The organism is Neobacillus sp. WH10, from assembly GCF_030123405.1.
Classification (GTDB): domain Bacteria; phylum Bacillota; class Bacilli; order Bacillales; family Cytobacillaceae; genus Neobacillus.
The window spans coordinates 347,582-373,953 of sequence record NZ_CP126110.1 but is presented as its reverse complement, the minus strand read 5'-3'; the positions used below and the strand labels follow the sequence as shown (position 1 = coordinate 373,953).

Here is a 26,372-nt window from a genome sequence, read left to right as displayed (position 1 = left end):
GGTCAACCTCCTTGGACCACAACTTTTTTTAGTACACCATTAAGGGCCGCCCTTCCTAGCACAACAAGAACAGTGAGATAAGCTAGCTGAATGAGAATGCCAATGGTAGCATCGTGCTCTGGGATATGCCCCGAATAGACCCTAAACGGGAAATCCGCCGTCCAGCGAAATGGAAGCACATAGGCAATTTTTTGTAGCCATTCTGGCATCAATGGGATAGGAATAATTAATCCGGCAAAAAATTCACTAAGGACGCCAAATACGAGGAGTGACCCCATAGGCGACAATGTGATGAAGACGGATATGTATAAGAACATGGATATGGCGACTAATAGCAGCAAGCCCAATAGCAATGCGCTTAAAAACAATAAAAATGCAGTTATATTAGTCGGGGGTTCTAAGTTGTATGGTTTGGGTAAAAGGAAGGCAACAATTAATATGGGAAAACAGCGTAAAAACGCACTTGACAGCCGCTGGGCGAGGAGCTTGGCATACCAAAATCCGTAAAGTCCGCTCGGCCGGCAAAGCTCATAGGCAATATTCCCGCTTGTAATGAGATCAAATAGTTCATTATCGCGAAACCACATCATGACGAAGACAAGAAACGCCTGCTGGAGCCATATATATTGAATTAATTCTTTTAAAGAAATCGGCAGTGTTTGTACAGCATGTTGATAGAATGCTTCAAATACCATAATACTGATAAATCCCCAGAAAAATTGCGTCGCCACCCCGGCAAGTGCTGCCGCCCGATACTGCATCCCCATGCTAAGCCGCAGTTTTAAAACCGATATATACACCTTCATATTTGATACTCCTTGTAAAGCTGAACGATAATATCCTCTATTGGTTGTGCCTCAATCGCGACATCCATCAGCTCAACCTGGTTCGATAATTGGGTGATAACATCAGAGGTTTTTACCTGATCTGTATCGATGCTCAGAACTACACGTTCCGGTGTCCACGATAGTGTGGCTGCCCCGGGGATTTGGATGGGGTTTGTATTTTTTCCGTAATCCGCTGTGATGGTTTTATGTGTGCCAAACCGCTGCCGCAATTCTTCTAAATAACCGTCGTATAATACACTCCCTTTTCCTATCAAAATAACCCGCTCGGCCAGTGCCTCAATATCATTCATATCGTGGGTCGTAAGGATGACGGTGACTCCCTTTTCTTTATTAATCGTTTTGATAAACTGGCGGACGGCGATTTTCGAAACCGCATCCAGTCCGATGGTCGGTTCATCTAAAAATAGTATTTGGGGATTGTGAATGAGCGAAGCTGCAATCTCGCAGCGCATTCGCTGACCTAAACTTAATTGACGGACGGGTGTATTCACGATTTCTTGCAGTTCTAGCGTTTCGATGAGTAGGTCGATCGTAGATTTATATTCTTGTTGCGGAACCTTATAGATATCTTTTAGCAGTTCAAAAGAATCCATTACCGGGACATCCCACCAAAGCTGGGAGCGCTGCCCGAAAACAACTCCGATATTTTTTACATACTGGGTTCTTTCTTTCCAGGGTGTGTACCCCATAATCGTGCACTTCCCTGTGTCAGGCACCAAGATACCGCTCATAATCTTAATCGTCGTCGATTTTCCTGCCCCATTCGGGCCGATATAACCAACAATCTCTCCTTGATTAATAGAAAAAGAGATGTTCATTAATGCGTCAACAATCGTATGTTCCCGGAAAAAAAGCGCCTTAGCTGCCTGCCGCAGACCGGTTGAACGCTTGGCAATCTTGTAGGATTTAGTTATTCCCTCTAAGTGTATCAATTCGATTTCCCTCCCTGCCTTTTTTAGTCACAGAGGAAAATAGTAGCATTTCTCCCTTATTCTGTCAAGAATTTTCTAAATATTTTTATAAAAAATATATCACTGTCCGTATTCAATAGATAGTCAAAAAACATTTCCTATTCGCTTTGAATTAATCGCTATTTTTCAGCTGTTCCAGTACATTATTTTGTTCATGTAAGGAACCGCCATATAGTTGAGAAATCTCTATTGCCAATTCGTCTAAAAACTCATCCGTTAATAAGGGTTTCTTATGGTTAGACATAATATCCATCCTATCTTAGTATGAAATACCATTATTATTGACTGATCTTCGGATAACATTCATGGATTCACATTGTTTCAATCGTAAAAAAATTGATTATTTCTTAAAAATTTTTATTTACTTTATCTATACACGGGAGTATGATAAAAAACGGTTTCAAATTTCTAAATCGCTGAATCCTTATGGTACGGGGGAACCTTTTTTACGGGCTGATTTAATAACCCGAGGGGTGAATCCTTCTAGGTAGGGCTACTCAATGGTCCGAATCCGACAGCTAACCTCGTAAGCGTTATATGAGAAGGAAGGTGGAGCTTGTGCGACATAAAAATTAATGTCTACAGGTCTATTCATTGATGACTTGTAGACTTTTTTATTTTTTTTTAAAATCCCGCATTTTCGGGGTTTTTTTAGATAAAAAGAGAACAATATATTTATAACTATTTGGCGGTGAACAGCTTTGATTACTTCTATAAAGAGGTTATTAATTGGGCGTCCTTTAAAATCAGCGGCTTTAGGGGAACAGAAACTTTCTAAAACAAAAGCATTAGCGATCCTTTCTTCGGATGCATTATCTTCCGTTGCCTATGGTCCGGAACAAATATTAATTGTCCTTGTTACATTGGGTTCCGTAGCCTTTTGGTACTCCATTCCAATTGCTATTGGAGTCTTAATCCTGCTAGCTGCTTTAATTCTATCCTATCGCCAGATTATCTTCGCCTATCCACATGGTGGAGGAGCGTATGTGGTTTCAAAGGAAAATTTAGGTATTAACCCAGGTCTAGTAGCAGGAGGATCATTATTAGTTGACTATATTTTAACGGTCGCAGTAAGTGTATCTGCTGGTACCGATGCCATTACATCTGCTTTTCCAGCCTTACATGCATATAATGTAGCCATTGCGATTTTTTTCGTCCTGCTTATTACAATTTTGAACTTAAGAGGGTTAACGGAGTCTGCCTCGATTTTAGCCTACCCTGTTTATTTATTTGTGTTTGCCTTATTTATATTAATTGGAGTCGGGCTATTCAATGTCTTAACGGGTAAGGTTTCACCTGATTTACATGCTCCTCTTGGTACACCTGTAGCAGGAATAAGTCTCTTTATTCTCTTAAAAGCCTTTGCATCTGGCAGTTCCGCACTTACAGGTGTCGAGGCCATATCCAATGCCATTCCAAACTTTAAGGACCCAGCTCCGAAAAACGCAGCCAAAACGTTGATGGCCATGGGGGCTTTACTTGCTTTACTTTTTTCTGGCATCGTATTTTTAGCCTATTATTATGGGATTGCGCCTAGTGCTAAGGTGACGGTCGTCTCACAAATTGCAGAGGACACCTTTGGACGGAATTTAATGTATTACTTTATCCAAGGGACAACGGCACTGATTTTAGTCCTTGCTGCCAATACAGGGTATTCGGCTTTCCCATTACTGGCTGTGAATTTAGCAAAGGATAAATTTATCCCAAGAATGTTTACCATTAGAGGTGACCGATTAGGATACTCCAATGGAATTATCATCCTAGGAGTTTCCTCGATCATTTTGATTATAGCTTTTAAAGGAAAAACAGAACATTTAATCCCGCTTTATGCAGTTGGTGTTTTCATTCCTTTTACGCTGTCGCAAACAGGAATGATGCTGAAATGGCTTCGTGAAAAACCTAGCGGCTGGTTAATAAAGCTAGTTATTAACACAACCGGGGCATTGATTAGTTTTACTGTTACCATCGTGCTCTTTATAACCAAATTTACTCAGGTTTGGCCTGTGTTAATTTTCTTACCAATTATCATTTTTATCTTTCATCGAATAAGAAAGCATTATGATGCAGTAGGCGACCAACTACGGATCACCACTTGTGAGCCTGCTGTCCCGATTGAAGGGAATGTAATCGTTGTACCTGTTGCTGGTATAACGCACGTGGTAGAAAACTCAATCAATTATGCTAAATCTCTTTCACCTGACCAGATTATTGCTGTTTACGTCTCGTTTGAAAGGGAGGATGAAAAAAAGTTTGAAGAGAAATGGAATAAATGGCAGCCGGATGTACGGCTTGTAACACTTCACTCTCATTATCGAAGTATCATTCAACCATTGATCAAATTTGTCGACACGGTTGAACATAAAGCGAGTGAATCAAATTACCAAGTCACGGTGATCATCCCACAATTTATTCCAAAGAAAGGCTGGCACAATATTCTCCATAACCAATCAAGCTTACTGATACGTGCATCCCTCCTATATCGGAGAAATGTCATCATTACGACGGTCCCTTATCATTTGAAAAAGTAGCATCAAATGTTTATCTGAAAGTCTGTTGGTGGGTTCGTAAAAAGATTTTATTCGTAATTGAATTTAAAAAAAGCTAACGTAACATTTTTATAAAGTGTTACATTAGCTTTTTTTTATAATGTTTTTTACAAAGTTAAATTGATTTGATCGTTTAAATCCTTCTCTAGCTTTTCCAGGTCTTTTTCAAAGAAGTTCATATCGACCTTCTTGACCGGAAAAGCTTCACCACAGTCTGCCTTTTCTAGCCAAGAAGCGATGATTTACCTGGAAAGATCAGAGTGGAACTTGGTGATGCTGATTTAATTCTTATATAGCTGCTTTTCCGGATTTTCCACCAACTCCTCACATTCATTTCTTTTTTATAAAATCACTTTGTTAATTTCCTTTTAAATACGAAATAATACATACTAAGCGGCCACCATAGTACACAGAAAATCGGGTAAACTGCCCAGATGGTATTTGGTGTAGAAATTATATTCACGCAGATAAAAAAGACACTGATAAGCAAGCTCGCATGGATGGAGAATTCAAAAAATGTCTTTTTCTTTGTATGATAAATGACAAGCGGCCACCACAATACTACAAACGCCGGATAGATCGCCCAGGGATATGCTGGTGATAAGAGAACATTAAGAATGGAATAGTATAAAATGATGCTTATACTTCCTGCCAGTGCAACGGTCATTGTTCTTGCACGCTTTTCTAAATGAACAAGGATTGGCCACCAGAAAATTGGATATATAGCATATATAGACCATGGGTATTGCGGTGAATTAATATAATTTTCAGCAGTCAAAAATGCTATGATAAGTGCACTATAAATAAGGGAAAGTTGTTTGTGTTTCCCATACTTTACACAGTACAACCCGATCGGCCAGAACAAAAGAACAAAAGAAGGATAAATAAACCAAGGATATTGGGGACTGGTTAAAAAATTTACAAGCATAAAAAAGACAATACTCATTACACATCCGGCTACCGCAAAACCTAAATCAAATTTTTTCATTGGTCTCTTTCCCTCCTTACTTTGAACGCAACCAAGTAAAATACATCGTTAATGGCCACCATAATACCGCAAATGTTGGATACACAAACCAGATTGTCTTTGGTGAATATGAAAAATTAATGAAAATAAACAGAGCAATTATGAGCAGGCTGCCCCAGATGGAAAACCCTAAATTTAATTTCTTCATGTTTTTTTTCGCTGGCTTCTTTACACCCAGCTCCTTTTTTAAATCTTCAATATCCCCAAAATCTACGATTGCTTTATTAATTGCATCTTCCTCTTCCTTACCTTGTTCCATTAAATCCCACACTTTTTCTTCAAGGTTTTCCAAAACTTCCTGCTTAACGGCCTTCTTTTGCTCACTTTCCGGTACATCTTTAAATAGATCGTCCACATGATTTTTTAACTTTTTCACTTTAATCCCTCCATAAATAAATCGATTACTTCCTTGGTTTCTATCCATTCATCAATCATTTCTTTTAAATATGCCTTTCCGAGCGTGGTGATCCTGTAATACTTCCTTTTCCCACCTTGAGAAACACTTCCCATGTACGATTCAATTAGTTCCTTTTTCTCAAGTCGCTGAAATACAGCATATAGTGTTGCCTCTTTTATCTGGAATCGATTGTCTGTACGTAAGCTAATTTCCTTCGATATTTCATAGCCATACCTGTCTTGTTCAAAAATCAAGCGTAAGATAATCGAATCCAAATGACCGCGAATAAGATCGCTTCTAAGCATGTTTTCACTTCCTTGTTTCATTCACTATTCTATCTGATAGAGTAATCTTACTTGAAATTACTCTATCTGTCAAAGTAATATGCAAAAAAATTTTTTAGTTGCTGTTTGAAAATTTCAGTGAATATAGATCGGGGATATTCATTGAAAAACTGGTAGGAAGCACCGCATTGAATAGACAGGCACACATCCCTTTTTTTCACAAAAAAACACCTCTAAATAGGGGTGTTTGATCAATATTTCACTTCTTATAGATTTTCTAAATTGAAGCTAACTGGTCTTTAACATCTGTTATTTCTGTTGTTATTAAGCGTTATTGTTAGGCTGACTCTTTTTGAAAATTGTTTGAATCAGAAGCAAGGTCGGTTATAATTTACGATTTTTATTTTTCATTTTCTATTTTGGCTGATGTGTAGGCTTCCCGGATCAGTTATCTTTTCTTTCAGATTCTCGAGGGGCATTTGCATTACAGTTATCAAGTATATAATGCATAAATTCTAGAGTGTCAATGGCACGTTGTTTCTTAGAATTACAGTAACGGACATTTAACCCTTTTCGAATACTGATCGCTTCATTTATGAGTCCATGCCATTTTTTGGGCATATGGTTTATTGCATATTCACAGGCCCCTACTTTTGAAATTACTTTATGTTCTTTGATTGTATAGAATTGTCGCAACATCCCTGAAACTGACCATTGTATTTCCCAATCCACCATTTTTTTAGGGAATAGAAATGCAATTTTTTTATACTTTTCATTTTTTTTCATCCTTTTTAACCAATATGTATTCATATTGTCTAAACAATAGTCAACCAGAATACGATCATCAATCTCAAAATCGAAGGAAGGTATCTCTTGGCCAATGATGGTAATTCCCTTGTTTTTTAGAATCCACCACGTAATTGGATTTGTAACCTGATCACTCCAATCCACCTTGCCATCGATTGTATATAAACGTTTGTGGAGATCTGCTTTTCCCATGTCTTCCAACAATAGATAGCATCCATCCATACCAGTCTTTTTGTACTTCACAGCTAGTTCTTGATGGAGTTTGGACAAAGTTTTTACCTCTGGTTCGGTCAATTGACGGTTAATGATCGCAACGAAATCAATATCACTAGATTCATGAATATAGGCATCAAGAGCGATTGATCCGTGTATATAAAGTCCCTCAAGAGTATTGGGGATCCTCTCATGAAAAACAGCAATATAATGACTGAGAATATTATGAATTGGCATTGGGATTTTTGTATCCATTCGTTCAGCACCTGCCCATAACAAATTTGGTGGTTAGTCTACTTGGCCTAATTTTATTGTCCAGTTAAGTGTAGCTGATTCTTATTTTCACTTTATATAAATCTTAACTAAAAATATGTAAAAAGTAACCAATTTTTAAAATGGGGTCTATTATGCAACGGGGACTGGACCCTAAATTTTTGGATCCTGATACAGATTCATAAAAAAGTTAACAAAATATTCATTCCTTTAGGACAACCTCGGCTGTATTTTTTTATAAGATGAACTTGAAGTTTTGGAAATTAAGAAAGGACGTGGCATATGCTGTATAAACCTCGTACTGAATCCACCGAATTAATCATTTTGAAATCCTTAAACACACGAACGACCTTGTCTGAGAAGGACAAGCATCACTATTTTAGCCTTAAAAAAGGCTATGAAGGTGAGGTAATGTTTGATTCGTTGACCGAGAAGCTTTCATGTGAATGTATGATATTAAACGATTTACTGCTCAAGGCAAACAATACCACTTTCCAAATCGACTCGCTGATTATTGTTTCAGAAACGATTTATTTTTACGAAGTGAAAAACTATGAAGGTGATTATTTTTACGAGTCAGAGAGATTATACAAAAAACCCAAAACTGAGTATACTAATCCACTGCACCAATTGAATCGAAGCGAATCCCTGCTCCGCCAGTTACTCCAGAATCTCGGGGTAAAGTTCCCCATTGAGTCCCAGGTAGTTTTTATCAATCCCGAGTTCACACTTTACCAAGCACCCCTGAACAAGCCGATTATTTTCCCAACACAGGTAAATAGCTATTTAAAAAAATTAGATACGACACCATCAAAACTAAATGGAAAGCACAAAATGCTGGCTGACAAATTAATATCCCTTCATATAGGAGAATCTCCTTATACAATCTTACCTGCATATGATTATGAACAGCTGCAAAAAGGAATTACTTGTGCTGCATGTAACTCGTTTTCGATCTCTGTCAGTGGAAAGAAATGTGTGTGCACTGATTGTGGGCACGAAGAGTTGGTTACATCTGCCGTTTTGCGGAGTGTGAAGGAATACCAGCTTCTTTTTCCTGGTCGAAAAATTACTACGAATGATATTTATGATTGGTGTCGAGTGGTGGAGTTTAAAAGAACGATTAGAAGGGTTTTGGAAAGGAATTTTAAAAAGGTTGGAGTTCATCAATGGACTTTTTATGAATGAAAAACAAATGAAGGACTTTTCTTTCTCTTTCCTACGGAGATTTGGTCTTCATCGGCCTTATGAAGGACTTTTCTTTCTCTTTCCTCCGGAGATTTGGTCTTCATCGGCCTTATGAAGGACTTTTCTTTCTCTCTCCTTCTGAGATTTGGTCTTCACCGGCTTTATGAAGGACTTTTCTTTCTCTTTCCTCCGGAGATTTGGTCTTCATCGGCTTTATGCAGGACTTTTTTCTCTTTCCTCCGGAGATTTGGTCTTCATCGGCCTTATGAAGGACTTTTCTTTCTCTCTCCTTCTGAGATTTGGTCTTCATCGGCTTTATGCAGGACTTTTTTCTCTTTCCTCCGGAGATTTGGTCTTCATCGGCTTTATGCAGCACTTTTCTTTCTCTTTCCTCCGGAGATTTGGTCTTCATCGGCCTTATGAAGGACTTTTCTTTCTCTTTCCTCCGGGGATTTGGTCTTCATCGGCTTTATGAAGCACTTTTCTTTCTCTTTCCTCCGGAGATTTGGTCTTCATCGGCTTTATGAAGCACTTTTCTTTCTCTTTCCTCCGGGGATTTGGTCTTCATCGGCTTTATGAAGCACTTTTCTTTCTCTTTCCTCCGGAGATTTGGTCTTCATCGGCTTTATGAAGCACTTTTCTTTCTCTTTCCTCCGGAGATTTGGTCTTCATCGGCTTTATGAAGCACTTTTCTTTCTCTTTCCTCCGGAGATTTGGTCTTCATCGGCTTTATGAAGCACTTTTCTTTCTCTTTCCTCCGGAGATTTGGTCTTCACCGGCTTTATGAAGGACTTTTCTTCCATTTACCTATATAGATTTGGACTTCATTTGCTTTATGAAAGACAGTTATCCTGCTTTCTTACGGAGTTTTGTCCCTAATCGCCTTTTAGAAAATGTACTCACTCTTCTCCACCCTAAAACCTTCTCTTCGTAATGCTGAAAAACGACAAGACCACATCCCCTTCGAATCTCATTTGATTTCGCCTTCGCATCTTCCAAATAATCCATTTTTAACCTTCTATTCATACTCCATTCACAATCGGCTCATAAGATTAAGGCAAATGTTGATAAGGGGTTGAAAAAGATGTTTAATCCATTACAAAGGTTAGTCAATTTTTCGAGTAGTAAACGCGGAGCCAAATTGGTCTTTCTTCTTTGGATTGCAGCTGTCATTGTATTAAGTGTTTTTGCACCTTCCTCAAAAGATTATTCAGTAAGCAGCAAAGAAGGAAGCGTGAAAAACGATACACCTTCCGCCATCGCTAATCAAGTAATAAAAGAGCAGTTTCCCTCTAAAGAAGGCTTGACAGGATTACTTGTTTTTCACCGTGATGATAAATTAACTGATAATGACCGTGAGAAGATAACCGAGGTCAGCCAGTGGCTTAGTTCTGAGGAAAAACCAAAATATGTAGAAAGCGCGCTTCCATTTCACCAGTTTCCTAAACCGGTGCAGGATCAAATGTTTTCAAAAGACGGGACAACATTGCTTCTCAATTTTACTTTAAAAGAGGGCTCAGATTCTCATGATGCCAATGCAACAATAAAGGTAATGAACGATAAACTAAAACAATTGAAATTAGGAACATTGCAGGCTGAAATTACAGGACCTGCGGGTATTTCATCTGATACCATTTCTATTTTTCAAAATGCTGACTTTGTATTAATGTTAGCTACGATTGTATTGATATTTGTTTTACTATTAGTCATTTACCGTTCTCCATTATTAGCTGTTATTCCATTAGTCATTGCGGCAATTGTATACCAAGTCGTTGACCGAGTATTAGGACTGGGAGGTAAAAATGATTGGTTTGTCCTCGATAGTTCAGCAATATCGATTATGCTTGTTCTATTGTTTGCCGTGTTAACGGATTATAGTTTGTTTATTTTCTCCCGCTATCGTGAGGAATTAAAAAACTTCTCATCTAAATACAGTGCCATGGGGGAAGCAATCCACCATGTATCAGAGCCAATTTTGTTCAGCGGGGGTACAGTCCTTTTATCTGTGTTAACCCTATTTACAACCGTATTTATGCCTTATAACCATTTTGCTCCTGTTTTTTCAGTAGCAGTTGTCTTTATTCTTATTGCCGGATTAACGTTAATACCTAGTATTTTTGCCTTAATGGGACGAAAAGCCTTTTGGCCATTTATTCCGAAGGCTGATGAAAAGCCGAAAGAGAAAGCTGGATTTTGGACTAAGGTTAGCAAGCAGGTTATGAAACATCCTGCGGTTATAGCTGGGATTCTTTTAATTACCTTGCTTGCAGGTGCCCTCAATACGACTTCGATTCAATATTCCTTTAACATTATGAAGTCGTTCCCGGAGGATCTTTCTTCACGTCAGGGCTTTGAATTACTGGAAAAACACTATCCTGCAGGGCAATTAGCTCCAGTTACAGTTATTTTAACATCGGATGAGCAAATTGCTTTAGATGAGAAGTTTTTAACAAACGTTAAATCACTTGAGGACCATTTGAAAAATATTGATGGGGTCGATTCAATCAGCCAAGGCCTTACAGAAGAAATGATTAAAGCCCCTGAAAAGCTTCCACGCGGATTTATTGGAGAGGATAAAAAAACTTTCAAGATGCAATTAGTTTTAAAAGATAATCCGTATGATACTGGTGCGCTTAAAACCGTACAAAAGCTTCGCGATCAAGAAGGAAACATTCTTAGCAAAAGCGGCTTTTCTTCAAACAGCTACCATTTACAATATGCTGGTCAAACAGCAGAACAATTGGATATTCGTGCGATGAATCAACGAGATATGGTCATTTTATTTTCACTAGTTACAGTGTTAATTACGATCATGTTAGCGTTGCAAACTCGCTCCATACTTATGCCGTTGCTTATGATGGCCACAATCCTATTGTCATATGTGGCAACCCTAGGATTCGGCTGGATTATTTTCCACAATATCATGGGTTATGATTCCATCAGTTACCGATTGCCGGTCTACACATTTGTATTCATGGTTGCGCTCGGGGTGGATTACAACATCATGCTGGTGTCACGAATTAAAGAAGAAGCACAAAAGTTTTCATGGAAAGAAGCAGTCGGCAGTGGTGTAGCCTTGACCGGCGGCGTAATTTCATCAGCCGGAATCATTCTCGCCGCAACCTTCGCAGTGTTAATAACACAGCCATTACAAGAGCTCTTCTTATTCGGGATGATAATGGCTCTAGGCGTCTTAATGGATACGTTTTTAGTGCGCGGCATGCTGTTACCTTCCATTTTGATATTAGTTAAGAAAAAAGGAAAATCACAGTCGGCTGCACATACATTTAATGGATAAAAAAAACGAACAGCGCCTGCCGCTGTTCGTTTTTTCCTCTTTCAGACGAGTAAAACTTTCTTTAATTTACCATTGTACCTTTTCTAAGATCCCATTCCTCTCTATCTTACCAATTTTAGTCATCAAGAACCTTTAAACTAGATTCATGGGAGCCATTCAAGAAAACATTTTTGTGTCTTGATATGGTTGTTCTTAATATTAAAACCGTTATTATAAAAATTAAGATCAAAATTGCGCCACTAACAATAAAGACTAAATCTGGACTATGTCCGTATTGATAAAAAAGAAAACACGAAACCCCAAACAATACCATCAAAAACAATTCAAACAAAAAAGCGGTAAAAACATATAGTAAATATGGTACAACAATTTTGGGGTGGGTGACATGTTTTAAGGTAAGCCCTTCCCAACAAAGTCTTGTGATTTTCCCCAACTTCATCACCTCAATGGACCAGCTTTAACACACAGTATGTCCATATTGGCAGATTCTTTACTGTTAATTTTAAAAAAGGCAGCACCAGGCCGCCTTCATATTATGGTTTATAATTAATACTCAATGAGGATACCACCATTAAAAGGGTAAAAATTAGAAGAAAGATGCAAAGAGAGAGTCCCCAAATGGCATATAGTCTGGATCTTCTCTGGGTAAATAGCCCAATCACCCCAAGGAAAAAGCCTAAAATCGGAAGCTGAACGATAAAGACTCCGGGAAACACCTTTTCTTTAATCAAAAGAGCAACATTTAAACCAGCTAGTGAAATAAGCGCAATCAGAAAGGACAAAAATCCTGATATTGTTGGAAGGTGTCTGTTCCCTCCTTTTTTGTTTACTCCCAGTTCCATAGTTTCACTTCCCCCACCTTCATCGCACGAATTTCTTTTACATTTTGCAGTTTTCTCAATTCTTCCGTCGGGCCGGTGATAACGGCACCATAAACCTTTATACCGTGTTCCTTAATATAGGCAAGACGGCTTTCTAAGGATAATGATTTAGCACGAGCGACTTTTTCAGCTACTGATTCATTTTTCTCAAGCAATGATAAAATATCAAGAAACACTTCTTCATTGGATTCAGTATCGGTCTTGAACGGGGACCAGGTAGTTGAATCATACTGGGCTGGGTAGCCAAGAGGTGTAATCGGTACGCCTTCAGCGTCTTCTTGGGTGACCTCCATTCCCGTATCCACCGCAAGCCAGCGAAGCTCCATATTTTTAGGCAAGCTATTTTTCAAATCCTCTGGTTTCATTAACTCGTTTAGCGAGACATATACCTCGGCAACGGTACCATCTGGAATCTTATTTAATATGTCCCATTGATCCGTTTCAATAAAAGGAATTCTTGCTTTAGGGTGTACCATGAACTCGCTTTCCTTGCTAGGGATCTCTGACAGCGGGCGGTCTAACAACATATTCTTCTTAGGAAAACTAGGTTGATTTAACAAAAAATCTATACTATAGTTTCCCGCCCTATAATCTTCTTTCCCAATACGTTTAAAAACATCAAACTTGATATTCATTGAAAAAAAGCCAATATCATCTTCTACATTCAACTTTTCTAAGCTCATATTGGGCTCGGTTACATAAATCGTTTTCGTCACGACATCGATTAGATGATCTGCCCGTCCCCCAATTGCATAGTACATATAAGTAGTCAGAGTCATGACAGGCACAATCAATAACAGAATGGCAAGACTGATCATGATATTCGTTTTTCGTGCCATATTTTTACCGATTGTGACAATCTCTGCTTGGCCTTCTTTTGAGTATGGATGAATTTCGTTCACTTCGTTTAGCGATTCCTTTAAATATTTTTGATAATCTTCCTCGAAATGGTTCTTTTCATCACTCATCTGCCTTCATCCTTTCCTTCACTCTATCCATAACCTTCCTCCGGCCCCTATGTAAGTGGCTTTTCAGCGTATTTAATTTCATATCCACAATTTCTGCAGCTTCATTATATGTCAACTGATGCAAATCACATAGCAGCAAAACATGTCTTTCCTGTTCTTTCAACGAATGAATGTCATTTAATAATAACTGAAAGCTCTCTTTTTCCAGCAGCCTTTTTTCCGGAGTTTCCTTTGAGGAGGAACTCCACTCTTCAATTTGCTCTTGAATAACCAGGCGTTTATTTTTTCTTTGAAAATCAATAAAGGCATTATAGGCTACCTTAAATAACCATGCTCGAATATTGGAGATTTCATAATCCTCAAGATGCAAGTATGCCCGGTAAAAAGCCTCCTGAACCAAATCCTCAGCGATAAAATGATCCTTTGAAAGGGAAAAAAGATAGCGATATAAATCATTAACATATTCTTGATAGGCTTGATCAAGCTCCAATGCCGTTCCCCCTTTCAACCTAACCACGTATAACGATAGCAAAAGGTTGCAGTTTTGGAAATTTTTAAATAAAAAAACACCGTTCAGAGAATTTGAACGGTGTTCGAATTTATTTATGAACAACTAAATGAGCAAAATGGAAATGGTCAAAGGCGTGTAAACCATCTTCTCTGTCCGTAAAGTACAACTCTTCAATATTCGCTGGCGAAAGATTTTCATATAGCAGCATATTGCAATCTTGCAGCTCTTGGTCAAGTTCAAAGGGATCGAAGCTGGTAACCATCGGTTCACCTGTATGGGCAGTAAGTTGCCGCATCTGAATAAGTTTCTTTGAAGCGAGCAGATCATTAAAAGCCATATCGTCGAGGTAATCAAATACGAAAGAGCTTCCGTTTATAGACATATCCGAAATGCCAGTAAGAAGTTTGAAGAAATCCTGTTTTTCTAAGTACATTACGACACCTAACAAACTAAAAAAAGAAAACAGTTTATTATTAAAGCCGCTTTTTTTCAGCTCATCAGGTAAGGAATCATGTTTAAAATCTACGGGTACAAATTTTACGTTTGCAGGAATTTCAAAACCCATTTCTTGAAGGCGTTTAAGTTTAAATGCTTGGGTTGCGGGGTGGTCGACTTCATAGATGATAAAATCTTCTGGTAATTGTTCTTGTCTCAAGGCAAATGTATCGAAACCGGAGCCTAAAATGACATATTGCCTTACACCGCGTTCAATAGCAGACATGAGGCCGTCCTCTGCATATCTTGCCCGGCTGACTAATTGAGGAATCGTCTGGTTGTTCATCACCCATTCTAATTTCTCTTCAAAAGTCTTCAACGATTCACTCTTTTCCGCGTCAAAAAAGGCAATGGCATTAGCCCAATTGGTGCTGATTAACTGTTTTTCCTCATCCCGTAAAAGTGAATGAGCAACTCGATCATTAAAAATGGGCTGACTGCTGTTCAATGCATGATATCCCCTGGCAAAGCAGCTTACTAACGCCGTTAAACTTTCCTTTTTAGCTTCCAAAAATACTCCCCCTTTAAAAAAGAAAAAACCCCCAGCAAAAATTTGCTAGGAGTTTATTGTATAATAGAATATAAAAACTTTCAATAAAATAATATTATAGCACATTATTAAAAATAAGTCAACAAAAACTTTTTTGTAATAAAATATAGGTGCCTGACACCCTGTGTTAACAGAATTGACAAAGCTGTCATGCAATTCACACTTACATAAGAGAGTCTCTCAGGTTAAAATAAAATTGAATAACAACGATATAATCGTCGTTATTATTTTTTCGTTTCACTATAAAATAAGTTAATATAAATCATTAAATTTCCTAATATATATGGGGTGTGGATATGAATTTAAATAAACTTGAAGCGTTCATTTTGGTTGTCGAGAAAAAAAGTTTTTCGGAAGCGGCTGCCGCTCTAAAAAGTTCACAGCCGACAACAAGCCTTAAAATTAAGAGTTTAGAAGAAGAGATTGGGATGGAACTTCTGGAACGAGGCACGTCGGGAGTACAGCCAACTGCAGCAGGTAAACTTGTATATCATGCTGCTAAAGAACTAACACGAAGATGGAGACAGCTAGAGGATGAACTTCATGGATTTCAAGACACTTTAACCGGAACCTTGACCATCGGTGCCAGCACCATCCCTGGAACATATCTTGTGCCAGGCTGGGTTAAAACATTCCGAAGCCTTTACCCTAAAGTAGACGTGATCATTGAAATCGGTGATTCTAAAAAAATCCTCGATAAGCTATTGGATCATCAAATTGATGTAGGAATTATTGGCCTTGAGCAAGATTCAAACAAACTTACATTCAGGCCGATTGCCTCTGATTCATTAGTATTAATTACACCAAACGGACACCCAATGGTCCATGCAAACGACCCGGAATTTAGTCAGATAAAACAATATGACTTTGTTGTAAGGGAAAAGGGTTCAGGCACCAGAAAGGTAATGGAGGATTACCTGTCCATTCATGGGTATTTACTTTCCGATTTACACTCTGTTATCTCAATCGGCAGTACCGAAGCCGTAATCGCTGCTGTAGAAGCAGGTCTTGGCATCAGTTTTATTTCGAAACTGGCAGCAATACCCGCCGCAAAAGCGGGACGGATTCAGATCATTGAAAAATTTGACCCCTTTCTAAGAAACTTTTATTTCACTTCTCTGACAGATACAGAAAAACGGCCAATCATTAAAGAATTTACGGAGCTTTTATTGAAGGGGTAATGCAAAAAAGATAGTCATAATCTACTTATCTTTTTTAAAATAAGGGAGGAGCCTGAATGAAGTCTAGTAAAACAATGATTTTAACTTACTCTGCAATGGGCATCGCTTTAAACGTCATATTAGGAACCGTTGTGTCATCCATGAAGATTCCTTTGTTGTTCCTTGATACGATTGGAACGGTTTTAGTCGCAGTCTTATTCGGCCCATGGTGGGGGGCATTGGCAGGCGGGTTAACAAATGTGGTTCTTGGTGCCACAACCGGGCCATCTGCAATGTTCTTTGGGCTCGTTAATATCGCTATTGCCTTAGTGGCCGGTTACATGGCAAAAAAGTTTGACTTTAGAAAATGGTACATCGCTCTTATTACCGGAATTATGTTATCTATTATCGCGCCACTTATTGGAACACCGATTGCTGTCGCCGTATATGGCGGTTTAAATGGCAGCGGGATGGATTTAGTCGTCTTATGGTTAAGGTCCACAGGAGAAAGCGTCTTTGCCTCAACGTTTCTTTCTAGGATTACCGGCAATTTTGTGGATAAAATTATTACCTGTCTACTCGTAACATTCATGATTGTCCGCCTGCCGAATCTAGCAAAGGTCGTGAATAAGGAGAAAAGAAATGCTGCGTAATAAAAAGATTTTACTAGTTTCTCATTGTATCTTAAATCAGAATACAGTCATTGAAGACGAGGCACGAGCAAAAGGCGCCGTCCTTTCAGCAGTAGAATGGGCATTGAAAGAAGGCTACGGATTTCTCCAGCTCCCATGCCCGGAATTCACCTTTCTTGGACTGAATCGGCCGTCCATGACATACGAGCAATACAATACACCCGAGTATAGGAAACATTGCAGGGAGATATTGAAGCCTGTGCTTCTACAAGCAGAAGACTACCTGAAAAATGATTATGAGATTGTCGGTTTGACAGGAATTCAAAGCAGTCCATCATGTGATCCGATCCGAGGTATCTTTATGGAAGAGCTGACGGGACTGTTCGCCGAAAAAGGAATCACTTTGAAAACACTGTGGTACTTGCCGAACACGAGTGAACCAGTATTCAAGAGTGATGTACACTATATAAAATAGAATTACCAAGTCAGCAGCCCTTAAGTTCGGTCTGTATAATTTTGTAAAAACAATCGCTATTTAACAACTAATTGAAAGGGTCAGTCCCCCAAATAACGCAGCGGGAGACTGACCCTTAATTCTAATTATTGAATAACTCCAATGCCTTATTAATATATTCATCCTCCGATTTTTTAACCCCTTCAAGTGTTCTCTCCACCACCACATCCGGCTGAATACCTAAGATATGGATAATTGTCATAGGTTTTATAACTTTTCCATACTCCATCCCCATTTTATTCTATTTCCTCAAAAGATAGATTTATTGGCTCTTCTAAAATATCCTTTGAGAAATTGATATTGGTGGTTTGTACGGTTTCATCAACTTCTTCAAAATTCAGTTGGTCAATCCAGACCTGGCCGCTTCCCGACAGTAGAACACCGAATGAGATGACGGAACTATTTTCCGGCACATCAAGGACAATAAAATAATGATTCCACTCAGTGTCCCCGCTGACAGGACGATCCCCCATATTATCAAACTGCAATACATCGCCTAAACCGTTATCAACCCTCATCCAAAAACCGCAAAATCCTTCTACACTCTTGGATTTTAAAAAGCCGGATAATTTAATCCTTTTTCCAAGATATTTTTCCGCCTTAAACTCCTGCATCATTGTAGCAAATTCACCGAAGGACTCGGTTGAAACAGCCTTCAAATAGCCTGAAGCTTCCCCTTTATGAAAGTTCTTACGGTCAATGCCTATTTCATAATGAAACGGATGACTGCCGCTTAAAAACCAACCTTTAATTGTCTGCTCTTTTTTCAATTCAGTATCCTCCCTTTGTAAAGTAACTGTAGACATAATCTTTCGATAATGGCCTGGTGGCAATTTATAAATCTTTTTAAAAGCACGAGTATACGATTCCTGTGTCTCGAAATGATACTGGAAAGCAATGTCGATAATTTTTTGATCGGTATATAGGAGCTGGCTTGCTGAAACGGCGATTCTTCGAGTTCGAACATACTCCATTACCGTCATGCCAATTTCCTTTTGAAATATCCGATGGAAATGATATTTTGAAAAACCGGCGAAGTTTGCAACCGTCTCCAGTGACAGTTCGTCCTCTAGATGTGTTTCAATATAGTCAATCGTGTTTTTAATAATCGAATAACGACTCACACACATTCAACCTCCCTGTAAATAAAATAACAAACTTCTCAGGGATTTTTTTGATATTTCTTGCTTTTTTATAATAGATAAAAAAAAGACCCATTCCCACACTCATGGAATTGAATCTTTCGAATAGTTGTATTAATAACCAGAAATCAGCTTTTTAGTATCGGAATAGAAAAAGATTTCTCGAACTTACTCTTTTTCTTATTGGTTTAATTGATTAATAAATTCTTTCATGAAGCCCGGTAGATCTGGCCAGGCATGGCCAGAAACAAGATTTCCTTGCACATGAAGAGGATTCTCAATATAAGTGGCACCGGCTGCTTCAACATCTGGTTTACAGGCGATATAGGCAGTCAACTCTCTGCCTTCCATGTATTGACGAACCGTTGTTAAAACGAGACTTGCGTGGCAAATAGCAGCAACCGGTTTATTCGCTTCAAAGAAATGTGCGACAATCCGTGGAACATTTTCATTTAAACGAATGTACTCGGGAGCTCTTCCTCCTGGAATTATTAACCCGTCAAACTCTTCAGGATTTACATCCTCGAAGGCAATCTGTGCCTCAATTAGGTATCCTTTGCTTTCGGTATAAGTATCCCAACCAATAAAATCATGCACGACCGTTTGCAGCTTTTTCTTTGATGGGGCGGCAATTTTCACCTCGTAGCCTTCTTCTAGACAGCGAAAATACGGATAATAAATCTCCAAGGCCTCTACGGCATCTCCGGCAATTATAAGTACTTTTTTGGACAAAATTGATTCCTCCTCTCAAAAATTTAGGCCTTACCTTTATTTAATATTCAATCTTTCCCCTAATATTACCGCTTTCCTTCTATAATCTAGGGAATTTTTTAATTAATGACAATGTTAATTCTTACTGTTTTTTAGACTCTTCTAGGTTACCTAGAAACCATTTTACGTGACCGTTTTCCCCACTCCAGACTCTTTTTGCCACATAAAACCTTTACCGTTTTTTATGTTCCAGACTATTTCGCAACTGCATTTTAACTTCTCAACAAAGCTTAATTAAAAAATGAAGGCTTCAAGTTCTTAATCTAACGCAATTTCACACTATAGTATCTCATAGCGATCAAACTGCCTTCTACATCGAAGACCTCTTTTTCTATCAGCTTTCTTAGGCGATATTCCAAAAATTCATCGCCAACATATTGGTCTAAATGCCCTAACACCTCGCCAATTAATCTGGCAGATTTCATAAAGTCTTTTGTTATCTGCTCTCTATGTAACTTTTTAGCCTTACGGATGATAAATGGGTCATAATAGTCTTCAGGAACACTCACAATCCTTCCGTTTCTCCAAATTCTCAAAGTTTCCAGAGTATCTGATAAAGAAAGCCATTCATTCTCATAATCTTCTTTATCATGGTCAGTAAGGACTCTTCCTTGTCCTTGATCATATATTATTTGGAGTTTATCAGGACTAATTTCGCCTGAATGCAATACGGTATATTGGACATTTCTTTTTTTAAAAAGTTCCCTAAAAGCCTTTGTCGTGTTGATAAGGATTAAATCATTATTTCTTTCTTTTAAAAGATGCACGACAAATATCAGTCCTGTCTGTTCATGAGCGTTGTCTGAAGTCCAAATCGTGATTGGTAACCCTTCTGGAATGGATAAAATTTGATCAATTGTCTTTTGAAAACTTTGTTTATATTCCTGAAATTCTTCAAATTCATCATTTATCACATTTTTCATCCAATCAAACCGCGCTTCTCTCCCTGCTTCTTCATCTAATCGCCAGACTGGACCAATTGAGAACATATCCCAAAAGGAAATGATTTGTTCATTTTTATCTATTCCATTCTCCTTAAAGGCTGCTCTTAAACTGCCTGCAGGAGATGGGCCAAACAGAATATGGATCATCTTATATGCACCTTCCAACAGTATTAAATATTCAGTTGTATTGAATATCGGCCAATCTTACAACAAGAAACCTTTCGTTTTTTGAAACTTATTTAATAAAGTACCGCGAACCTCGTTTTACTAGTCGGGAATTTTGTGAATACTCAACATTTCCGTAGTTAATCCCTCTACTGTTACGGAGATTCTTCCTGAGTTGTATTTCTTAAAGGCTTTCTCATCATATGGTAAAACCACTGTTTTAGAAAATCCAGCTTTACTTGATAACCGTATTTGCTCATCTCGGATGCAATTATTATCGGAGGTTTCCACTTTCTTTTTTCCATAATACTGAGAAAATTCCAATACTGGCTTGCACTTTTTTGGACTCAAAACAAGGTCTTCGTTTGTTTTATTTGTAACTGTCGCTATCACCTGGACAACTTTTCCTTTGAATGTTTGGATTGGACCTGAAACAAACAAGGTTACATTCAGCTTGTCATTTTCATTTGATATAGATGCACCGCTTGGTTCTGAAGGGGGGTGAAATTTTTCATACTCCTTATTTACTAATATCCCTACCCCAATTCCAATGAAAAAAATAATAAAAATAAAGATTGCCTTTTTCATATTTTCCTCCTTTTTGATTGTTCCAATATATATTTTTTAATGCCTTATTTTATTTAGGAACACTGTGAAATTTTCCTCGTAAAAAAAATATTATGAAACAAATAGAAATAATAAAGGGCATAAAAAGACTGCTGATAAAAAGGTAAGATCTGATACAAACAGCATTTGACTTGTCTTTTCGTGACTTCGTTTTTTAAAACCTATTTTTACTTAAGTGGAGACTCAATTTCCGATGGACTTAAATGCCTCACAAACTCTATTGGTTCACCAGTCGAATAGCCACTCCCATTTACAGATCTATTTAGAATTGCTGCTTGATCTAATTTATCATATGGGGTCCAGCCAAAATACAACGAATTGTTAGCGGGTATAATATTGAAAAATACTCCAGGTGCTTTAGCCGAATCTATCTTTATAATGGAATTCATTAATTCAACCCATTCATTCGGCAGTTTCAGCGCGCCATAGGTTTTCTCTTGAAGAGTGACCTTTTTCTCCATTTGGATTTTTGGGTCATACGTCTCAACCCCATTACTGACAAGAAATCCTCTGTCTCTCATAAAATAGAACTTCAAATAACTAACTTGATCATCAGGATGAATATTCCATACCAAGTGGTACGTTGATGGATCATCACTTTTAACCTTCCAAACATGTGGCTCGCCTGTTGTGTCAACCGATACAACCTGCCATTTATGTTTTTCCCATCCCCAATAACTTACTCCGTAATTGCCTTCTTCCGAAATAAAAGGGACAAATTTATGCCGCGCATCAGCATTAACAGTATCTTGAATAACGCTTGCAGACGCTTCCGGGAGGATCTGATTAATCTCCCTTATTAATTGTTCATTTGTTGGAAAGGATGCAGGTTTTGAAAAATAAAACCAATAAATAATCACTGATGACAGAGCCACTACACCTAATAATGCGGTAGCCCAAATCCATTTTTTCTGCATTTTTATTTTCCTCCCTTTAGCAACGACTCTTTGGAGCGGAAATAAAGCTGCTTTTTCGATGATGTTACTAACATCCCTTTTCCATCAGCTTCAAGATAAATAATTGTCTTCAGGCCGCTCCCCCATTTAGCTGAAGTTCCGGTTAGCTGATATGGGAACCGTTCATTTCTTTTGATTGCTCCATCGTCCCTCATCTCTTCTTCCTTAAACCGATGCTGGGCATGGATTGGTTTATGGGTCATACTATGTATTTGTTTCCGTAAGCTTTCCTTATCCAGCGAGCTATCCAACGCCGAAGGATGAATATTTACAATCGAAGCATCCTCAGTGTTAGAAATATATGTAGAAAGATCATTTTCAGGATAAATTTTATGTTGGGCCAATAAGGATAGTAAAATAGCAGCTAAGAAGATATAATTCGCAAAAAATCCCAGCCAAGCATAAGGACGATATCTCTGCCAGCGTCCTTCCTTTCCTATTAAAATCCAATATAAAAGCAAAACACCTAATGGTAAGATTGAAAACTTGACTGGCGTCCCAAGCAACTGCCAATTAATTGAAAAAGAAAAAAGACCAACAAGTATAATAACGAAGACTTTCCATACCTTAGGCTTCATAGATTGTTTTTTGTAAATGCGATAAGCAATCATTCCAATTACAACCCATGCTACTATCCCTGTAAAAACGGTATTAAAATTCAACTCAAAAGCATAATGAATATTCATCCCACCACGATACCTTCCAAAATAAAAAACCGTGACAAAGTACTGAGAAAATATATCCAGATTCTTAAAAAGAAATTATATGATTCGCACATAAAAATAATGATATCCGAGTATTTTTGAAAAATGGGAGGTGCCAAGTTAATTGAAAAATGCCTGGTTTGTTTCATTTATCCGATTTCCAATGTTAATCATGGTACTGTTACTTCTCTTTTTATTGCTAAAAATATTTGGTTTACCGTTTCAGTTTCCCTTTCTGCCGGAATTTTCAAATGTTTACTTTACTGTCGTTAATGTGCTTTGTTTTTTTCTGTTACATCGTCTGCTAAAAAAAGAAGGTCGTTCCATAAAAGATTTAATCGATTTTCGCATAGATCGAGTAATAAAAGATATTTTGTTCGGTTTGTTATGGCTATTGGTCTTGTATGTTCCATTCGTGGTAACAATTATGGGAATCATGTTTGTCATGTATGGACCGGATTTATTCGAACACTTCCAGATTGTTTTTGCCGGAAATGAAGAAATCTTTACATTTTCACGGCCTCAATGGCTAATGTGGGTAATAGCCTGCATTTCTTTCGTTTTTCCGTTTTTAAATGCACCTATTGAAGAACTAATGTATCGGGGCTATGCGCAGCCATTAATTATCAACCATTTTAAAAAAGTGTGGATTGGAATAATCATTCCTTCTATTGGCTTTGCTTTGCAACACATTATATTGGCAGTTAGCTTACAAGGGGCTATTGTCTATGCGGCCGCTTTTTTTGTGTGGGGAATTGGCAGCGGGATCATCTTTCACAAGCAAAAAAGATTGTTTCCTCTCATCGTTTGTCATTTCTTTGTAAACATAGCATTCGCGATCTTACCGCTAATCTTTCTTATTTCAAGGCAAAATTAATAGAAGAAAAGGAGTCAGACCCACGTCACTTAATGTTAGCGGGGACTGACTCCAAAATTCCAAGCCCTCAAAATTTTATCTTTAGCCCTATACGATATACTAGTTCTAACAAACTTTACTTCTTTTTATCCAAAGGAACGACCAATTCTAATTCCTTTATTTCTTCGCTAAAACCTTCACTATTTTGTCGACTTGGCTTAAGTGTAAATGATTTTGGTATTGTATCCATTGGAGGTAAAGTCAGTACCATATGATGACCATAGTTCCCAAAAACCATGCCTGCTTGTAGTTTCAGTTTATCATATACCTGACCATTATCATCGACTACAGAGAAATCAAACCATGGCCAAGTATCGTTTTTATCCATTTCAGCAGGGTAATCAATCGTTAGGTCTATTCTGGTTGATAGAGGTGAAAAGGTTACTTTGTCCGCTGTTAACTTATAAACATCATCAACCGTTTTAGTTGTAACCTTTGGATAAAACTCAAACACATCGCCTTTTATTTTTTTAAGTGGGAAAGCCACCTTCAACTTGCCCTCATAGCCAAATAAGTTTTCTCCATGGACCTCAATCTCAATGTTATCGCCAAATTCATTATATTTAGAGAAGGTAAATTGATGATGTTCAATTATTGTTTTCGAGTTTATGTCGTCCTGACCTGTTGAACCAATTGCTGGTTTAATTTCTTGTTGTCCATTAATTGTTATATAGCTAAAGCCGGCCTTTTCTTCTTTCATCGAAAGTTCTTTTTGACCTGTGTAAACTACTGTTACGATTATCCGGTTGCCATCATATGCTGCTTCTTTTACAGTCATTGTTAAGCCGTTTTTACTATCTTGTTTATCAATTACTGTCGTAAGTTGATCGTGTTCAATTTTCTCTGAGGCAATGTCTCTAAAATCCTTATAAATTGGACCAATTAGGGGAATATTTGATAAGGCTTCCGCCATGCCTGTTGAAACAAATCCAGAACCAAGCAAAGATAGACATAACCCACATGCAACCAAGATTGACCGTTTTGTGGTTCTTCCGGCTTTTCTTTTTTTCTTGGCTTGAAAGATAGCCGCCTTCTCCCTTGCCATTACCTTTTCAATTGGTACATTTATGTTGTCGATAGATCGATTGAATTTGTCTTTATTCATAAAGATAGCCCTCCTTTAAAATCGGCCTCAACTCTTTTTGCACTCGATGTAAGTATGATTTTACTGTTCCTTCCGGGTAATTCATAATGGCCGCAATTTCCTTAATGGAAAAATCATGATAATACCTCAACAAAATAATTGTCTTGTATTTGGGATCCAAAAATTTAAAGGCTTCGGATAAATCCATTGAATGGGCTATGTAATCAACGCTTTCTTTAGAAATTAGTTCAGCAAATATCTCCTCATTATCTGTTGAAAAATGTCTCGATTCTTTTCGAATAAAATCAATACACTTTGAAACAAGAATCCTTGTAATCCAGCTTTGAAAACTCTCAGGTTTTTTTAATTTTTTTAGAGAAATGTAGGCTTTGTAAATAGTTTCTTGATAAATATCAAGAGCATCTTGTTCATTTCTAACATATGAATAGGCAGTCCGGTACAATTTAGCGCGAACAGAACTAATCAGTTGTTCAAACGCTTCATCATTACCCTTCTTCGCCATGTCTACAAATTTTGCTATATCCATTTTCACCTTCCCCCTCTTTTTCATCATTAAGTCGAACGAGAAAGTGGAAACGTTGCACAATAATGAAAATAATTATATTTTTGGGGATTCACTGCCTGTAAAAGCTCTTTATCCCGGCAAGTAATACAGTAGTCCTATCTGTTCAATTAAGAAAAATAGTCCAGTGACAATAGGTAACATGCGTAAGCGCTGAAAATGATTTGCAGGCAAAATGATAAATAACAAAATAGCTAAAATTATATCAAATCCTCTTGGGATTGATAAAGTATAGAAAAAACTAAAACCTTCTACCAAGAGCAAACTAATGGGAAAGGCCGCACAAAGTGCAGCAATCCAGCCATTTCCTTTTGCGTACCACACCGCATAACCACCGATCGGTGAAATCAGTGCAATGCTGCCCCAAGCGATAAAATAATATTTTGGAAAAAATCCAAACAACACCATTGAATAGATATAATAAACAAGCAACATAGCGATTAGAAAAACAAATGCGTGTAATGCCGCAGCTTTAGGCGAACGACTTCGAACGGCAATTATTGTTGTTACTGTTATCCAAAATCCTAGGTAAGTCCCTATTAATCCTACAACTAAACCATCTGTGTATTTTGCCAAGAAACCCAATAAAGCTCCTAGTATAAATACAAACAATACTCTTACCAATCTCTGTTGTAACGGAGGCACTTTTTCCGACTTAGCTCTTATGTAAACCAGCTTTTCTTTCATACTTTTTCAGTTAAAAAAACTGCGTATAAAATGGATCCTGATGTAAGTGTTTTATAAAATAGATTATTTCCTTCAACTAACTGTTTCTCGTTCATTAACTCTCACCCCCAATTACATAGTTTTACCATAATTAATTAATGGATTTTTATCAAGATTTCTATTGTTAGACCTCGTTTGGTGTTTTACATCATTTATTTTCAGAAATTTAGGTCTAATTGTGCTAGTATAAT

29 protein-coding genes and 1 riboswitch are annotated in these 26,372 nt (G+C 37.8%); of the genes, 7 read left to right on the top strand and 22 right to left on the bottom strand.

The window, feature by feature from the left end:
* Positions 1-2 precede the first annotated feature (2 nt).
* The 3 genes from QNH20_RS01890 to QNH20_RS01880 form a co-directional block, all read right to left on the bottom strand.
* On the bottom strand, positions 3-806 hold the full coding sequence (locus QNH20_RS01890) for an ABC transporter permease (protein ID WP_283921261.1): 804 nt from the start codon (positions 804-806) through the stop codon (positions 3-5).
* Complete coding sequence (locus QNH20_RS01885) at positions 803-1,780, bottom strand: ABC transporter ATP-binding protein (RefSeq protein WP_283921260.1); 978 nt, start codon at positions 1,778-1,780, stop codon at positions 803-805. The genes QNH20_RS01890 and QNH20_RS01885 overlap by 4 nt, the downstream gene beginning before the upstream one ends.
* 151 nt (positions 1,781-1,931) lie before the next feature.
* Positions 1,932-2,063 (bottom strand): bacitracin ABC transporter ATP-binding protein, encoded by a 132-nt coding sequence (locus tag QNH20_RS01880; RefSeq protein WP_283921259.1) that lies wholly within the window; start codon positions 2,061-2,063, stop codon positions 1,932-1,934.
* Positions 2,064-2,223: 160 nt separating this feature from the next.
* Positions 2,224-2,368, top strand: a riboswitch (cyclic di-AMP (ydaO/yuaA leader).
* A 152-nt stretch (positions 2,369-2,520) separates the two neighbouring features.
* Here QNH20_RS01880 and QNH20_RS01875 point away from each other — a divergent pair.
* On the top strand, positions 2,521-4,347 hold the full coding sequence (locus QNH20_RS01875) for an APC family permease (protein ID WP_283921258.1): 1,827 nt from the start codon (positions 2,521-2,523) through the stop codon (positions 4,345-4,347).
* Positions 4,348-4,714: 367 nt separating this feature from the next.
* Here QNH20_RS01875 and QNH20_RS01870 read toward each other — a convergent pair whose 3' ends face one another.
* The 4 genes from QNH20_RS01870 to QNH20_RS01855 form a co-directional block, all read right to left on the bottom strand.
* Complete coding sequence (locus QNH20_RS01870; protein ID WP_283921257.1) at positions 4,715-5,353, bottom strand: 2TM domain-containing protein; 639 nt, start codon at positions 5,351-5,353, stop codon at positions 4,715-4,717.
* A 16-nt stretch (positions 5,354-5,369) separates the two neighbouring features.
* On the bottom strand, positions 5,370-5,768 hold the full coding sequence (locus QNH20_RS01865; RefSeq protein ID WP_283921256.1) for a permease prefix domain 1-containing protein: 399 nt from the start codon (positions 5,766-5,768) through the stop codon (positions 5,370-5,372).
* Positions 5,765-6,094: a PadR family transcriptional regulator gene (locus tag QNH20_RS01860; protein WP_283921255.1), complete on the bottom strand. Its 330-nt coding sequence runs from the start codon at positions 6,092-6,094 to the stop codon at positions 5,765-5,767. Before QNH20_RS01860 ends, QNH20_RS01865 begins: the two co-directional genes overlap by 4 nt.
* Positions 6,095-6,517: 423 nt before the next feature.
* The gene (locus QNH20_RS01855) at positions 6,518-7,348 is read right to left on the bottom strand and encodes an aminoglycoside adenylyltransferase domain-containing protein (protein ID WP_283921254.1); all 831 of its coding nucleotides are present in this window, start codon (positions 7,346-7,348) and stop codon (positions 6,518-6,520) included.
* Between the two features lie 300 nt (positions 7,349-7,648).
* Here QNH20_RS01855 and QNH20_RS01850 point away from each other — a divergent pair, with 300 nt between their 5' ends.
* Positions 7,649-8,554: a nuclease-related domain-containing protein gene (locus QNH20_RS01850; RefSeq protein ID WP_283921253.1), complete on the top strand. Its 906-nt coding sequence runs from the start codon at positions 7,649-7,651 to the stop codon at positions 8,552-8,554.
* Between the two features lie 109 nt (positions 8,555-8,663).
* Here QNH20_RS01850 and QNH20_RS01845 read toward each other — a convergent pair whose 3' ends face one another.
* The gene (locus QNH20_RS01845) at positions 8,664-8,930 is read right to left on the bottom strand and encodes a hypothetical protein (RefSeq protein WP_283921252.1); all 267 of its coding nucleotides are present in this window, start codon (positions 8,928-8,930) and stop codon (positions 8,664-8,666) included.
* Between the two features lie 470 nt (positions 8,931-9,400).
* Positions 9,401-9,562: a hypothetical protein gene (locus QNH20_RS01840; protein WP_283921251.1), complete on the bottom strand. Its 162-nt coding sequence runs from the start codon at positions 9,560-9,562 to the stop codon at positions 9,401-9,403.
* Between the two features lie 76 nt (positions 9,563-9,638).
* Here QNH20_RS01840 and QNH20_RS01835 point away from each other — a divergent pair, with 76 nt between their 5' ends.
* Entirely contained in the window at positions 9,639-11,852 is a 2,214-nt protein-coding gene (locus QNH20_RS01835; protein WP_283921250.1) for an MMPL family transporter, read from the top strand.
* An 826-nt stretch (positions 11,853-12,678) separates the two neighbouring features.
* Here QNH20_RS01835 and QNH20_RS01830 read toward each other — a convergent pair.
* The 3 genes from QNH20_RS01830 to QNH20_RS01820 all read right to left on the bottom strand — a co-directional run bounded on the left by QNH20_RS01830 (position 12,679) and on the right by QNH20_RS01820 (position 15,218).
* A complete protein-coding gene (locus QNH20_RS01830; RefSeq protein ID WP_283921249.1) occupies positions 12,679-13,701 on the bottom strand; it encodes an anti-sigma factor in 1,023 nt (340 codons plus the stop codon).
* Positions 13,694-14,191 (bottom strand): sigma-70 family RNA polymerase sigma factor, encoded by a 498-nt coding sequence (locus tag QNH20_RS01825; RefSeq protein ID WP_283921248.1) that lies wholly within the window; start codon positions 14,189-14,191, stop codon positions 13,694-13,696. The genes QNH20_RS01830 and QNH20_RS01825 overlap by 8 nt, the downstream gene beginning before the upstream one ends.
* A 109-nt stretch (positions 14,192-14,300) precedes the next feature.
* A complete protein-coding gene (locus QNH20_RS01820; protein ID WP_283921247.1) occupies positions 14,301-15,218 on the bottom strand; it encodes a class I SAM-dependent methyltransferase in 918 nt (305 codons plus the stop codon).
* Between the two features lie 335 nt (positions 15,219-15,553).
* On the opposite strand from QNH20_RS01820, the gene QNH20_RS01815 reads away from it, so the two are divergent.
* The 3 genes from QNH20_RS01815 to QNH20_RS01805 are packed head-to-tail and all read left to right on the top strand — an operon-like array spanning position 15,554 to position 17,524.
* Entirely contained in the window at positions 15,554-16,438 is an 885-nt protein-coding gene (locus QNH20_RS01815; RefSeq protein ID WP_283921246.1) for a selenium metabolism-associated LysR family transcriptional regulator, read from the top strand.
* A 56-nt stretch (positions 16,439-16,494) separates the two neighbouring features.
* Entirely contained in the window at positions 16,495-17,070 is a 576-nt protein-coding gene (locus tag QNH20_RS01810; protein WP_283921245.1) for a CD3073 family putative ECF transporter S component, read from the top strand.
* Complete coding sequence (locus tag QNH20_RS01805) at positions 17,060-17,524, top strand: CD3072 family TudS-related putative desulfidase (RefSeq protein ID WP_283921244.1); 465 nt, start codon at positions 17,060-17,062, stop codon at positions 17,522-17,524. Before QNH20_RS01810 ends, QNH20_RS01805 begins: the two co-directional genes overlap by 11 nt.
* Before the next feature lie 121 nt (positions 17,525-17,645).
* On the opposite strand, the gene QNH20_RS01800 is transcribed toward QNH20_RS01805, so the two are convergent.
* The 7 genes from QNH20_RS01800 to QNH20_RS01770 all read right to left on the bottom strand — a co-directional run bounded on the left by QNH20_RS01800 (position 17,646) and on the right by QNH20_RS01770 (position 22,854).
* Positions 17,646-17,798, bottom strand: a complete 153-nt coding sequence (locus QNH20_RS01800) for a hypothetical protein (protein ID WP_283921243.1) — start codon at positions 17,796-17,798, stop codon at positions 17,646-17,648.
* A gap of 1 nt (position 17,799) precedes the next feature.
* Entirely contained in the window at positions 17,800-18,693 is an 894-nt protein-coding gene (locus QNH20_RS01795) for a helix-turn-helix transcriptional regulator (RefSeq protein ID WP_283921242.1), read from the bottom strand.
* Positions 18,694-18,885: 192 nt separating this feature from the next.
* The gene (locus QNH20_RS01790) at positions 18,886-19,437 is read right to left on the bottom strand and encodes a DJ-1/PfpI family protein (protein ID WP_283921241.1); all 552 of its coding nucleotides are present in this window, start codon (positions 19,435-19,437) and stop codon (positions 18,886-18,888) included.
* A gap of 302 nt (positions 19,438-19,739) precedes the next feature.
* Positions 19,740-20,567: a DUF1835 domain-containing protein gene (locus QNH20_RS01785; RefSeq protein ID WP_283921240.1), complete on the bottom strand. Its 828-nt coding sequence runs from the start codon at positions 20,565-20,567 to the stop codon at positions 19,740-19,742.
* Positions 20,568-20,687: 120 nt separating this feature from the next.
* The gene (locus tag QNH20_RS01780; RefSeq protein WP_283921239.1) at positions 20,688-21,173 is read right to left on the bottom strand and encodes a hypothetical protein; all 486 of its coding nucleotides are present in this window, start codon (positions 21,171-21,173) and stop codon (positions 20,688-20,690) included.
* Between the two features lie 206 nt (positions 21,174-21,379).
* Positions 21,380-22,129 carry a hypothetical protein gene (locus tag QNH20_RS01775; RefSeq protein ID WP_283921238.1) on the bottom strand — a complete coding sequence of 250 codons (750 nt, stop codon included), beginning with the start codon at positions 22,127-22,129 and terminating at the stop codon, positions 21,380-21,382.
* Between the two features lie 2 nt (positions 22,130-22,131).
* On the bottom strand, positions 22,132-22,854 hold the full coding sequence (locus QNH20_RS01770) for a hypothetical protein (RefSeq protein WP_283921237.1): 723 nt from the start codon (positions 22,852-22,854) through the stop codon (positions 22,132-22,134).
* A gap of 142 nt (positions 22,855-22,996) precedes the next feature.
* Between QNH20_RS01770 and QNH20_RS01765 the strand changes: the two genes are divergently transcribed.
* Positions 22,997-23,749, top strand: a complete 753-nt coding sequence (locus tag QNH20_RS01765) for a CPBP family intramembrane glutamic endopeptidase (protein WP_283921236.1) — start codon at positions 22,997-22,999, stop codon at positions 23,747-23,749.
* 115 nt (positions 23,750-23,864) lie between these two features.
* Here the strand turns inward: QNH20_RS01765 and QNH20_RS01760 are convergent, their stop codons facing one another.
* The 3 genes from QNH20_RS01760 to QNH20_RS01750 form a co-directional block, all read right to left on the bottom strand.
* The gene (locus QNH20_RS01760) at positions 23,865-24,893 is read right to left on the bottom strand and encodes a DUF4179 domain-containing protein (RefSeq protein ID WP_283921235.1); all 1,029 of its coding nucleotides are present in this window, start codon (positions 24,891-24,893) and stop codon (positions 23,865-23,867) included.
* Positions 24,886-25,419 carry a sigma-70 family RNA polymerase sigma factor gene (locus QNH20_RS01755; protein WP_283921234.1) on the bottom strand — a complete coding sequence of 178 codons (534 nt, stop codon included), beginning with the start codon at positions 25,417-25,419 and terminating at the stop codon, positions 24,886-24,888. Before QNH20_RS01755 ends, QNH20_RS01760 begins: the two co-directional genes overlap by 8 nt.
* A gap of 108 nt (positions 25,420-25,527) precedes the next feature.
* Complete coding sequence (locus QNH20_RS01750) at positions 25,528-26,142, bottom strand: DUF6518 family protein (protein WP_283921233.1); 615 nt, start codon at positions 26,140-26,142, stop codon at positions 25,528-25,530.
* Between the last annotated feature and the right edge of the window lie 230 nt (positions 26,143-26,372).